This window comes from Psychrobacter sp. DAB_AL32B (assembly GCF_002224105.1).
In the GTDB taxonomy this organism is placed as follows: domain Bacteria; phylum Pseudomonadota; class Gammaproteobacteria; order Pseudomonadales; family Moraxellaceae; genus Psychrobacter.
This window is the reverse complement of record NZ_NEXU01000021.1, coordinates 24,386-36,454: the sequence shown is the minus strand read 5'-3', so window position 1 is coordinate 36,454 and position 12,069 is coordinate 24,386. Positions and strand designations below refer to the sequence as shown.

General features: G+C 42.9%; 11 protein-coding genes. 5 read left to right on the top strand and 6 right to left on the bottom strand.

Features of this window, described 5'->3' with window-relative positions:
- The 5 genes from dnaE to cysE all read left to right on the top strand — a co-directional run.
- The coding region (gene dnaE / locus CAN34_RS03180; RefSeq protein ID WP_089554418.1) for a DNA polymerase III subunit alpha at positions 1-3,191 on the top strand (3,191 nt) is incomplete at its 5' end.
- A 92-nt stretch (positions 3,192-3,283) separates the two neighbouring features.
- Positions 3,284-3,667 carry an Hpt domain-containing protein gene (locus CAN34_RS03175; protein ID WP_089554417.1) on the top strand — a complete coding sequence of 128 codons (384 nt, stop codon included), beginning with the start codon at positions 3,284-3,286 and terminating at the stop codon, positions 3,665-3,667.
- On the top strand, positions 3,664-4,575 hold the full coding sequence (locus CAN34_RS03170) for an RNA methyltransferase (protein WP_089554416.1): 912 nt from the start codon (positions 3,664-3,666) through the stop codon (positions 4,573-4,575). Before CAN34_RS03175 ends, CAN34_RS03170 begins: the two co-directional genes overlap by 4 nt.
- A 183-nt stretch (positions 4,576-4,758) precedes the next feature.
- On the top strand, positions 4,759-5,202 hold the full coding sequence (locus tag CAN34_RS03165) for a YtoQ family protein (protein ID WP_089554415.1): 444 nt from the start codon (positions 4,759-4,761) through the stop codon (positions 5,200-5,202).
- 151 nt (positions 5,203-5,353) lie between these two features.
- On the top strand, positions 5,354-6,292 hold the full coding sequence (gene cysE, locus CAN34_RS03160) for a serine O-acetyltransferase (RefSeq protein ID WP_079691879.1): 939 nt from the start codon (positions 5,354-5,356) through the stop codon (positions 6,290-6,292).
- A gap of 128 nt (positions 6,293-6,420) precedes the next feature.
- On the opposite strand, the gene CAN34_RS03155 is transcribed toward cysE, so the two are convergent.
- The 6 genes from CAN34_RS03155 to CAN34_RS03130 form a co-directional block, all read right to left on the bottom strand.
- Positions 6,421-6,786, bottom strand: coding sequence for a DUF488 domain-containing protein (locus CAN34_RS03155; RefSeq protein WP_089554414.1), 366 nt, complete (start codon positions 6,784-6,786; stop codon positions 6,421-6,423).
- Between the two features lie 105 nt (positions 6,787-6,891).
- Positions 6,892-7,431, bottom strand: coding sequence for a DUF924 family protein (locus CAN34_RS03150; RefSeq protein WP_089554413.1), 540 nt, complete (start codon positions 7,429-7,431; stop codon positions 6,892-6,894).
- A 65-nt stretch (positions 7,432-7,496) separates the two neighbouring features.
- Complete coding sequence (locus tag CAN34_RS03145; protein WP_254423061.1) at positions 7,497-8,006, bottom strand: 2-amino-4-hydroxy-6-hydroxymethyldihydropteridine diphosphokinase; 510 nt, start codon at positions 8,004-8,006, stop codon at positions 7,497-7,499.
- A gap of 13 nt (positions 8,007-8,019) precedes the next feature.
- The gene (gene folB / locus CAN34_RS03140) at positions 8,020-8,415 is read right to left on the bottom strand and encodes a dihydroneopterin aldolase (RefSeq protein ID WP_079691883.1); all 396 of its coding nucleotides are present in this window, start codon (positions 8,413-8,415) and stop codon (positions 8,020-8,022) included.
- A 45-nt stretch (positions 8,416-8,460) separates the two neighbouring features.
- On the bottom strand, positions 8,461-9,420 hold the full coding sequence (gene rarD, locus CAN34_RS03135) for an EamA family transporter RarD (RefSeq protein ID WP_089554411.1): 960 nt from the start codon (positions 9,418-9,420) through the stop codon (positions 8,461-8,463).
- A 266-nt stretch (positions 9,421-9,686) separates the two neighbouring features.
- Positions 9,687-12,050 (bottom strand): bifunctional prephenate dehydrogenase/3-phosphoshikimate 1-carboxyvinyltransferase, encoded by a 2,364-nt coding sequence (locus tag CAN34_RS03130; protein ID WP_089554410.1) that lies wholly within the window; start codon positions 12,048-12,050, stop codon positions 9,687-9,689.
- Positions 12,051-12,069: the final 19 nt, after the last annotated feature.

The following is a 12,069-nucleotide window of genomic DNA, read 5'->3' as shown; positions in this document are numbered from 1 at the left end:
TAAACATAATATACCTATTATTGCATAACGACGTACGGTTTTTAGAGCAAGATGATTTCGATGCTCATGAAGCGCGGGTTTGTATTGCTGGCTCCTACGTACTTGCAGACCAAAATCGTCCGCAAACTTATTCCGATGAGCAATATCTTAAAACTCAAGCGCAAATGCAGCAATTATTTGCCGATATCCCACAGGTTATCGATAATACTTTGCGCTTAGCAACGCGCTGTAATGTGACTTTGACACTTGGTATACACGTACTGCCAGAGTTTCCCGTACCTGTAGGTGAAACCACCGAGTCTTTCTTTCGCTTAGAATCGCAGCGCGGACTTGAACATCGTTTAGAAAAGCTATTTCCTATGGAAGCGCGTAGTGATAACTGGAGCGATATTCGCCAAAGATATGATGAACGTCTAGAGTATGAGCTAAAGATTATTCTATCAATGGGCTTCCCCGGTTACTTCTTAATCGTCATGGACTTTATCCGCTGGGCTAAAGCCAATGGCGTGCCTGTTGGTCCGGGTCGTGGTTCCGGTGCTGGCTCGCTCGTTGCTTATGCGCTAAATATTACTGATCTTGACCCTATCCATTACGACTTATTGTTTGAGCGCTTCTTAAACCCTGAGCGCGTATCCATGCCCGATTTCGATATTGACTTTTGTATTGAAGGACGTGATCGTGTGATTGATTATGTGGCTCAAACTTACGGCCGAGAAGCGGTATCGCAAATCATTACCTTTGGTACTATGGCCGCAAAAGCTGTGGTACGTGACGTCGCGCGCGCGCAAAGTAAATCGTATTTCCTTGCCAGCAAAATGTCCAAACTGATACCTAAGACACCCGGTATTACGCTCAGTCAAGCGCTTGAACAAGAGCCGCAGTTAAAAGACTTAATCTCCAATCCTGATAATATGGATTATGAAGATGCCACTGAAGTGTGGGAGATGGCCATTAAGCTTGAAGGCATTTGCCGGAACGTTGGTAAGCATGCTGGTGGTGTATTGATTGCCCCGCATAAAATCACCGATTTTAGTGCCATTTATTGTGATGATGAAGGACACCGTGTCAGTCAATTTGATAAAGATGACGTTGAAGCAGTTGGTCTGGTAAAGTTTGACTTTTTGGGTCTGCGTAACTTAACGGTCATTAGTGCCGCCGTTGAAAATATCAATAAGCGCCGTGCTAAAGAGAACAAAGAGGCGTTGGTATTAGAAGACTTACCATTAGATGACGCTAGAGCTTATAAGCTCTTGCAAGACGCCAAAACCACTGCCGTCTTTCAGTTAGAAAGTATGGGCATGAAAAAGTATCTTGCCAAGTTGCAACCAACCAATATCGAAGACGTTATCGCTATGTGTGCGCTGTATCGCCCAGGTCCGCTCGATGCGGGCATGGTAGAGATGTATATCGACCGTAAGCATGGTCGCGAAGAAGTCATTTATGACCATCCCAATCTTGAGCCAATTTTAGAAAACACCAACGGCGTTATCGTCTATCAAGAACAAGTGATGCAAATCTCGCAGGTAATGGCTGGCTATAGCTTAGGTGGTGCTGATATGCTCCGCCGCGCTATGGGTAAGAAAAAGCCTGAAGAGATGGCTAAGCAGCGCGACATCTTCATTACTGGTGCAACCTCACAAGGTATCGATGAAGCCACTTCAGGCGGCGTGTTTGATTTGATGGAGAAATTCGCCGGTTACGGCTTTAACCGCTCGCATTCTGCCGCTTATGGCGTGCTGGCTTATCAGACGGCCTATTTAAAACAATACTACCCTGCTGAGTTTATGGCAGCAGTACTAACTTCGGATATGAACAACACCGATAACGTGGTGTTCTTTATCAATGATTGCCGTGAAAACTTCGATCTAACCGTGGTTAACCCATCGGTTAACCGTAGTGAATGGCATTTTGTCGCTGATACCGCGACCAATATCATTTATGGCTTGGGTGCGATTAAAGGCGTTGGTGAAGGTGCGGTTGAATCTATTGTAGAAGCGCGCCGCCGCGATGGCTATTTCAAAGATTTATATGATTTTTGCCGCCGTGTCGATATCAAAAAAGTCAACAAGCGCACCCTTGAGGCATTAGTAAGTGCTGGCTGCTTTGATGACTTCGCCGCTACTTTACGACCTGACTTGCCAGCTGACGAAGCTTACGAGATTCGCGGTGCATTAATGAGTCAATTGCCAAGCGCAGTACAAGCCGCTGAGCAAGACCGTCAAAACCGCGAGATCGGCATGATGGATTTGTTTGGTGAGATGGACGGTATCGTCGCTGCGCCGCCTTTAGTGATGACTCCAGAGCTGATTTGGGGTGATAAGCATCGCTTAAAAGCTGAAAAGAATACCTTGGGACTATACCTGACCGGACACCCAATTAATGAGTATTTAGATGAGCTAAAACGTTATACCTCAGGCGCACGTCTCGATAAGTTAGCTGATACCGGCTACAACGGCAGCTGTTATTTTGCCGGATTGATTATCGATATCGCTAACTTCGGTAATCGTAACGTTATTATCTTGGATGACGGTACGTCAAGATTAGAAGTCAGCTGCTATGCTGAGCGCTTTAACCGTGTCAAAGAGCAATTAAAAGTCGATGAAGTCGTCATTATTAAAGGCAGTATTCGTGAGCGTGATGGACGCCTATTTGCGCGCCTTGATAATGCCATGAGTATGGTTGATGCACGCCTAAGATGGCTGAAGAAAATCAGCATTAAAGTCCATGGTAGCGATATTACCCTGTTGACACGCCTGCAACCATTACTCAAGTCTGCACAAGCCAGCATTATTCCTGCACCAAAACTGTCTTATGATAACGATCAGGACGAGCAAGGTAGCCATATTAACAACAGTAACAATGGTGCTTACGATCCTGCTATGGGTGGCAGCTTATATGATGAAGATGGTAACGATTTATTGGCTCTTGAAAACGATATGAATCAAGATTCTATTTATCAAAACAGTGCTAATCAAAGCGTTTCTGAACAAAGCTATGCCAATCATGCTCTTAGCAATACAGACGCTTCGATCAATGATAACTGTCTGCCGCTTGGACTCAGTATTTATGAAGAATATGGCATTGCCAATGTAGGATTATCCGAGCATTGGCGCGTCTATCCGAGCGATGATAATTTACAGCAGCTGAAAAGTATGATTAGTGAAAACAACTTACACTTTCATTACAGCTAACGTTTTCAGTACATTTAGCAGGTTCATTCGTATTAAAAAATTCATTATAGTTAACTTTCCTGCTTCAACTTTATTCTATTGGACACATAACCATGGCTGAGATTATCAATAACAATACAACCGCCAAGATTGATGATGAGATTATCAATAACGAGCAGTTTGAAGACATGCGCGACTTATTAGAAGAAGACTTTGCTGATTTAATACAAGTCTATTTTACTGACTGTCAGCACCGCATCACACAACTAAGAACCGCTCAACAAGAAGAAGATAACGCTAATGGCTTTGAGCTTGCTCATGCATTAAAAGGTGCCAGTGCCAACTTAGGCACGACACAATTGGTGAGCCTTAGCAGTCAATTACAAGAAGCTTGTCGCGCTAATACTATCAGTGAGCACGCTGAACTCGTTGAAGACATCGCAATCGCATTACAACGTGCTGAACAAGAAATCAACCAGCGCTTGGGGCAACAATGAGTAACGACGTGTCATCATTTCTAGCATCACCGGCAGCGTCAACGCTAAGTCATACAGCGAACGATTATTTGACTTGTTTACAAGTGGTCATGGTTAATACTACCCTGCCCGCCAATATTGGCTCAGCAGCAAGAGCGATGCACACTATGGGCTTGTCACGATTGACAGTCGTTAATCCTAAATTGCCGATTGATGAAACCAGTATTTCTCATGCCGCAGGGGGTAGTGATTTATTGTCATCCGCAATCATAACACCGACGCTAGAGTCTGCTATCGGAAATTGTCAGTTGGTATTTGCTGCCAGTAGTCGCAGTCGTCATTTGCCGCGCCCTGTGGTGACACCCACACAAGCGGCCAAAATCATGCTGGATTTTATTGATAAACAGATTGCTCTCGATACAACCAAGAGTACTACTGATAATCAAACCGCTCACACTACTAACCAACCAAATATCGCTATCTTATTCGGCCGTGAAGACCGTGGTTTGACCAATGAAGAATTGGCGTACGCCGATTATCATATTCAAATAGATGCCAACCCTGCTTATCCAGTGCTCAATGTCGCCTCAGCCGTGCAAGTGATTGCCAGCTTTATTTTTGCTTATACGCAAACGCACATCAACGCTGATACTGATAAATTAGGCATGATTGATAAGGCAGAAGCAGCAGAGCACTCAACGCTCAATACTTACGTACGCCAACAATGGGATGAGCCTGCTATCACCCAACAACAACTGCAACAACTTACTGAGCGTACTACCGCTTTGATGGTTCAGCGTGGTCTGGCAGACAGTGAACATTTAAAATCACTGCCATCACGCCTATCTCGACTGGGATCACGTATTCAGCTCGATCAAAAAGAATACCAGCTATTAAGCGCCTTGATTGCCAAACTTGCAAAAGACTAATATTTAGCTACAATTCGTGGTACGTCGGTTTTTTTACCCTAGACTGCGGCTGATATACTGCCGAAAACCACGCACATTATTTGATTACTATTATTTTTTATGAATCGAACAACAGCAGCAACTAATTAGCAGTTGCTCTGAATTTAATAATAACCAGTATTTAATACTAAAAAGGAGTTTACTATGAATTGGACCGTTTATTTGTCTGGAGAAATACACAGCGACTGGCGTCAGAAAATCATGCAAGGTGCTACAGAACGTGGTCTTGATATTAAGTTCACATCAGCAGTAACTGAACACGAAGCCAGCGATGCGGCCGGTGACGTGTTAGGTAAAAATGACAATGGATTCTGGCGCGATCATCAGTCATCAAAGGTTAATGCGATTCGTACCAAAAACATGATTCAAAAATGTGACATTGCTATCATTCGGTTTGGTGATAAATACAAGCAGTGGAACGCTGCATTTGACGCGGGATATTGCGCCGCTTTAGGTAAGCCGTATATCACGCTACATGCTGAGGATATTATCCATCCGCTAAAAGAAGTGGACGCGGCGGCAATGGCATGGGCGCAAACACCTGAGCAGGTTGTAGAGCTGCTAAAATATATTACTAGCGATAGCTAAATCAGAAACGAGCGCCTATAGATACAAAAGCTAATGATTGGTTTTTATATCTATAGGCAATCTGTTTTTATTTATAGCCCATTGCTATGTTTTATGATGCAAAGCTGCTATAACTAAAGAGATTGTAATAAAAAATACGATAGGATGATTTATGTCATTGCCAACCAATTTTTTCAAATCGCTTGCGCGCATCAAAAAAGATTTAAAAGAAGATATCGATGCGGTATTTACTCGCGATCCTGCCGCGCGTAATAGCTTAGAAGTTATTTTGACCTATCCTGGTATCCACGCCCTTATTTTACATCGCGGGGCCCATTGTCTTTGGCAAAATGAGCAAAAACTGGCTGCCCGTGTTATCTCTTATGGCTCGCGTATCATCACTGGCATTGAGATTCATCCTGCTGCCAAAATCGGTAGACGATTTTTTATTGATCATGGCGTTGGTGTCGTCATTGGTGAGACCGCCGAGATTGGTAATGATGTCACCTTGTATCACGGTGTGACTCTTGGCGGCGTCTCACAAAATAACGGCAAGCGCCACCCAACATTAGAAGATGGCGTAACGGTAGGTGCGGGTGCAAAAGTATTAGGGCCATTTACTGTTGGTAAAAACGCCAAGATTGGCTCAAATGCGGTCGTTGTCAAACCTGTGCCAGCAGGCGCAACCATGGTCGGCAGTGCAGCGCGCATGATATCCGATCATCACGACGAAAAAGGCAATCCTATTGTAAAAAAAGTCGATGACGCCAAGCAACAAGAAAGCGTCATAAAAGCAGCCGCTACAATCAATAATACAGAGCAAAGCAATAGCTCTAAAGATGAGCCAGAGACAAGCACACAGAGCTCAGCACGTGACACCGCTTTTCAGGCTTATGGTATCGACCCCTATTCACAAGACCCAGTCGCTGAAGCTTTTGCTAAAATGCTCGAGCATATTCAGCAGTCAGAAAACCGTTTGGATCAACTGCAGGCAGCAATGTGTAAAATCGATCCTGATTTTTGCAAAAAGGAATACGATAAATTATGCTTAGAGGATTTGGATGTGATTGGACAAAAAGATATGCATGATGCAGGCGCTGAGTTAAAGTAGAACTAGATTTTAGTTGCTGAGTAGTATACGCAATCCTAAAAGCATTAAGGTCTCAAACTAAAAACCCGAAGCCAATGGTTATAAATGGCTTCGGGTTTTTTGATAATAGAAACAGGAAACCCTCTTTATCAGTTTATTTTTTCTTCAACCCATTCTTTCAATACTACCGCTTGATTGTGCTCTTCGTCTTTTGCACCATAAATAAAGGTAACATTGTGCTTATTAAGCTGGTATTTCACTTTGTCTAGAAACTCATCTTTAAGATCATTATCTTCTAATTCTTTTTTATAGGATTGTTTAAAGTCACTAAACTTGTCTTCATCATGATCAAAGGATTTCCTCAGTTTATCTGAGGGTGCAATATCTTTTGGCCACCAGCTATAACTTAGGTTCTCTTTTTTTATGCCTCTCGGCCATAAACGGTCTACTAATATACAGTATCCATCATCCTTTCCCTTTTCTGTATACGCTCTTCGGATTTTAATTTTTGACATGACTATAGAATCCTTTTAGCCTTAAAAATTAATATTATATTTGAATGACTCACTTACTGAACCGTCCTGTCCATAGCATGAATGATGATACCCTAGACAGTCTGCTTAAAACGATGAATTGGGTTGCTTTAAGAACTCTACTTCTTCGACAGTTGAAGTCCGCCCCAAAATTTCATTCCGGTGTGGGTAACGACCAAAGCGATCAACGATGACTTTATGTTTGATCTCAGACTCGTATATTTCTTCATTAGTAAATTTTTTAAATAACAGCTCAGCTTGTTGGTGAATTAACTTTGATTCGCTATGCATATAAGGCATCAAAATAAACTTGCGCTCATCCACAATTTCTAGTTCTTGTAGTATGCCAGCTGCTACCGCTTCTTGAGCTAAGGCCAATGCCATAGGGTCTTGAGAAAAGGCGTTTGGCGTATTGCGGTAAATATTGCGTGAAAATTGGTCTAATATAATGATTTCAGCTAATCGTCCCTGAACGCTGCTACGCCAAGCATAAAACTCTGCGGCGGCAGCTTGCGTAAGAATATCGATAAAGTGTTCTCTAAGCACTTGATCTAAGCCTAAATCCTTCTCGAAAAATTTTTGGCTACCCACCTCTTTAAAACAAAAACTCAATATTCTGTTGTACATAAACAGCACCTTTCAAAGCTTTAGAAGTGGTGATATACGGGCTAAGCGTTTGCCTAACTTATTTCCTAACAATCAGTTCCGCTTCCTGCTATCAATTCCTCTATCCCCGCACTCTCATGCGCTTTAAATGGATAACGATCCGCCATCATTATCCATTCAGACATATTTTTATTGCTTAGGCTATTTTTATTATTAGATAGCTTTATCAGCAAGATATCAATATCCATCGTCACTTGTTTGATAGCTGTTTGCGTTTCTATCAAACGCTGTCTCTCACAATCACTTTCAAACTGTTTAAAGGTTTGTTGCAGCTGCCCAAATGCTACTGGCGAGGTCAAAGATAGGTAAATACATTGATTGGTATAGTTAGGTTTTGGCAGCTCGACAGTTGCGGTAAAGTCAGGATTTTTAAAAGCCGTCGATAGCTTTATCTTCCCTAGCGCAGCTAGACTTTCTCGGACACGCGGTAAGTGCTTTTCAGCCTGATAGTTACTACCTAATGCTAATAATACTGCCGTCACTGATTGCTGTTGCAACCGCTCAGGGGCAATTATTTTTAACGTTTCGAGATTCATAGTGAATGAACCTTTATGCGTCATTAGGCTTGTTTTCAGCAGTTTTAGCATAGCGAGTAATTTGTACGCCAACTGCATCAGCCTGTTTAATAGCGGTAGGCTTAGCAACGCTCAAAGTCAATTTATGACAAGAATAGTTCGCAAGCAGTCTATCTGCAATTTGCCCAGCCAAATGCTCAAGCAACTCTGCTTTGATTTCTTGACACCAAGCGCTAACGTCATCGCAGACGGCTTTATAATTAAGCGCGTCATTTACATCATCGGACGCAGCAGCTTTACTAATATCTGTTTCAAGCGCGATATCAATCAATATTGGCTGAGTTATTGCGCGCTCCCAATCGTAAACGCCAATCACTGCCTCTACTTTTAGACCTTTTACAAATACCACATCAGACTCTGTGTGCAACATCATTTTATCCTTATCGACTACGTTTTTTATAATTAGACTTTAAACTTAATGATTCTGTAAATTTTCATCATGCATGCGAGCTGCTTTTAGCTGTTTGCTAGGACGATGACGCCACAAGTCAATACTGAATAATAACAGACCAAACCAAATTAAACCAAATACTGCTAAGCGGTGTAAGTCAAAAGGCTCTTTATAATAAAATACGGCTAAGAAGAAAATAAAGGTCGGCGTTAAATAGTTCATAAAACTAAGAATACTATAAGCGACCTGCTTGGTGGATTTATTAAATAGCAATAACGGTATCAAAGTGATCGGACCTGCTAGCATCAGTAGCCAAATATTTGGAGTAAACCAAAAGCTAAGCTGGCTACTCACCACATCCGCCTGCCAAAACCACCAGATACAAATGGGTACGAGCATCGCAGTCTCGACAAACATCGCATCAACAGCGGTCAACGGTGTTTGGCGCTGAATAGTGCCATAAGTACTAAAACTAAACGCTAATATCAAAGATATCCACGGCAAGCTACCAATCATAAGCACTTGAATAACGACAGATAATAGAGCGAAGCCAATTGCTACCCATTGTAGAGTACGTAATCGCTCTTTAAACAAAATCATCGATAACGCCACGCCTACTAGTGGCCCGATAAAATAACCCAAACTGGCTTCAAGGATACGATCGTCATTCACCGCCCAAACGTAGGTCAGCCAGTTAATGGCGATAATAATACCGGATACAAAGGTGATTGCTATCCACTTTGGATTTTGTTTAAGCGTATCAATCCATTGCCAGCGCTTACTAACAACAAGCACGACAAGCAGGCATAAAAATGTCCAGATGATACGATGACCGATAATTTCGGTCGCATCATAGGCCGATAGTTGCTTAAAATATAATGGAAATATACCCCAAATAGAAAAAGCGATCAGCGCGGTAATAATACCACGTCTGGTCGTTTTGATAGGAGCTACTGATTTTTTGACGACATTCTGGGTAGTCATGAGACGAAACAACTATTTTAGAGCAAAGCGCGCCCTCACCTGATTTTAATTATTCATGTCAATTGATATTAATTCATAGGCAAGGACGCAGGGTTACTACGGTAGGATACAAGGTAAAAAGCAATGTGTTCATGCCTGTATTTGCATGAACACATTGCTAACGACAACAACAGTTTTGAAATAAATTTTATATAACGATTAACAAGCAATCTTGTTAACTTTGGCAACCAATGTAGCTAATAATCAAGTTAATATTCGATGAAGAACTAAATCACGCTATTATTGACTTCAATAGACATACCGATTTGAGTGGCAAGCTCAGCAAAACCTGGGAAGCTGGTATTGACCGTTTCGACACCTTCAATGGTAATCTGCTGAGAAGCACGCAAGCTGGCAACCGCAAAACTCATCGCAATACGGTGATCATGGTGTGAAACGATATGACCGCCACCAAAGACAGGCTGGCTGTTGTTCACTTCATTGCTATCGCCCTTACTGCCCTTGCCTTCAATACCTTTACCTTCAATGATTAGACCATCATCGGTAACCGTACAATCAACACCAAGCGTTTGTAAACCTTCTGCCATGACCGCAATACGGTCTGACTCTTTAACACGCAGCTCTTTTGCACCCGTTAAAACAGTGCGACCTTGCGCACAGCTAGCCGCAATAAACAATACTGGAAACTCATCAATCGCTAAAGGCACTAACGCTTCAGGTATCTCAATGCCAACCAAATTTGAGCTGCGAATCGTGATATCAGCAACTGGCTCACCACCAACATAAGTCTCATTACTTAAGCTGATATCAGCATTCATCAACTTTAAGATATCAATAATACCCGTACGTGTCGGATTAATACCAACTTGTGTTAACGTCAGCTCGCTATCTTGGCTGATCGCGGCTGCCACCATAAAGAACGCCGCTGAGGAGATATCGGCAGGTACAGCGATATCACCGCCTGTTAATGTACCGCCACCTTCAACACTGATGCGATTGCCATCGACAGTTACTGGATAGCCAAAAGCCGATAACATACGCTCGGTATGGTCACGGCTGACTTCAGGTTGGACAACCGTCGTGGTTCCTTCTGCCCAAAGACCTGCGAGCAATAAGCACGACTTAACCTGTGCCGACGCTACCGGCATATCATACTCAAAACCTTGTAACGGCTTGCCTACATTCGTACGACCAGTAATACTTAAAGGTGCTGTGCCCTGTTGACCAGTACTTTGAATAACCGCGCCCATCTCGCGTAACGGTGCTGCCACGCGCTCCATCGGACGTTTATTAAGACTGGTATCACCCGTTAATACACTATCAAATGCTTGAGCAGCTAAGATACCTGCCAATAGGCGCATACTGGTGCCAGAATTGCCCATATATAATGGCGTCTTGCTGGGTTTTAGACCATTCATGCCCACGCCGTGAATGGTCAGTTTACCGTTATCAGGTCCTTCAATAGTCACCCCCATATCACGAAAAGCTTGCAAGGTTGCTAACGCATCTTCCCCTTCCAAAAATCCAGTGACATGAGTCACGCCTGTTGCAAGACTGCCAAGCATAATACTACGGTGAGAGATTGATTTGTCACCCGGAATAGAGATAGTGCCGACCACGGTGTTGCTTGGTGAAATATTATAAGAAGCTGACATAGCAGAGGTATCCGTATAAGGAGTGCTGGCTAACATATGGCCAAAATGTCGCCGTGCGGCTTGCGCGCGGCCCAAGAGTCCCATCAGGGCGGTTGAATCTTTATCAATGATAAGCTGGCGCATCGTTTGTAAGTAGACGCTGTACTCATCGAGAGCGCTGACAATTGCGCCTTGATTGGCAAAAAATATATCGTGCCACATCTTCGGGTCACTGGCGGCAATACGGCTAAAGTCTCGAAAGCCACCAGCAGCATAACGAAACATATCTAAATTGTCATCGTGACTGGCCAATTGCTCAACGAGATTAAAGGCGAGTAGATGTGGTAAATGACTGGTATGTGCCAATATCGAATCATGATGCTCAGCTGCCATCGGCATGACAGTGGCACCCACTGCTTCCCATAACTGGCGTAACTTATTAATGGCTACATTACTGGTTGTTGATAGCTCACAGATAATGACGCTATGATTAGCAAATAAATTGGCGCGGCGAGCATGATACCCTGAATTTTCAGCACCGGCAATCGGATGTGCAGGTACTAGCCCTATAGGCAATGTTTCGAATACGTTCCTAGCGGCTTCAATGATATTGACCTTGGTGCTACAAACATCGGTAATAATACAATCAGTGGCAAGTTGACCATTATCCATTGCCGTTTTAATATCGACAAATACTGCCTGAACCGCTTGTACTGGAACAGCAATAACGATTAAATCACTGCCGGATACAATATCGCTAAGTACAGCGCTGCCCGCATTTAGTAAGCCTTGCGCAATCGCTTCTTCTATACTTGGCAGATGCCTATCGACTGCCACTAAACGTTCACTCAAACCATTATCTTTGATGGCTTGCGCTAAACTTGCACCAATCAATCCCAAACCTATCACACAAACTTGATTGAATAATGGCTGTAAAGTAGATGGATTTGAGGTAGCTACTGTTTGATAACTTGCCGTTTGATTTATTTTTTGCATATTATTTTAATTATCTTTC

Excerpts from the sequence above, each read along its gene's own strand:
- CAN34_RS03175 (WP_089554417.1), top strand. The coding sequence starts at position 3,284 with ATGGCTGAGATTATCAATAACAATACAACCGCCAAGATTGATGATGAG.
- CAN34_RS03170 (WP_089554416.1), top strand. The coding sequence starts at position 3,664 with ATGAGTAACGACGTGTCATCATTTCTAGCATCACCGGCAGCGTCAACG.
- CAN34_RS03165 (WP_089554415.1), top strand. The coding sequence starts at position 4,759 with ATGAATTGGACCGTTTATTTGTCTGGAGAAATACACAGCGACTGGCGT.
- cysE (WP_079691879.1), top strand. The coding sequence starts at position 5,354 with ATGTCATTGCCAACCAATTTTTTCAAATCGCTTGCGCGCATCAAAAAA.
- CAN34_RS03155 (WP_089554414.1), bottom strand. The coding sequence starts at position 6,786 with ATGTCAAAAATTAAAATCCGAAGAGCGTATACAGAAAAGGGAAAGGAT.
- CAN34_RS03150 (WP_089554413.1), bottom strand. The coding sequence starts at position 7,431 with ATGTACAACAGAATATTGAGTTTTTGTTTTAAAGAGGTGGGTAGCCAA.
- CAN34_RS03145 (WP_254423061.1), bottom strand. The coding sequence starts at position 8,006 with ATGAATCTCGAAACGTTAAAAATAATTGCCCCTGAGCGGTTGCAACAG.
- folB (WP_079691883.1), bottom strand. The coding sequence starts at position 8,415 with ATGTTGCACACAGAGTCTGATGTGGTATTTGTAAAAGGTCTAAAAGTA.
- rarD (WP_089554411.1), bottom strand. The coding sequence starts at position 9,420 with ATGACTACCCAGAATGTCGTCAAAAAATCAGTAGCTCCTATCAAAACG.
- CAN34_RS03130 (WP_089554410.1), bottom strand. The coding sequence starts at position 12,050 with ATGCAAAAAATAAATCAAACGGCAAGTTATCAAACAGTAGCTACCTCA.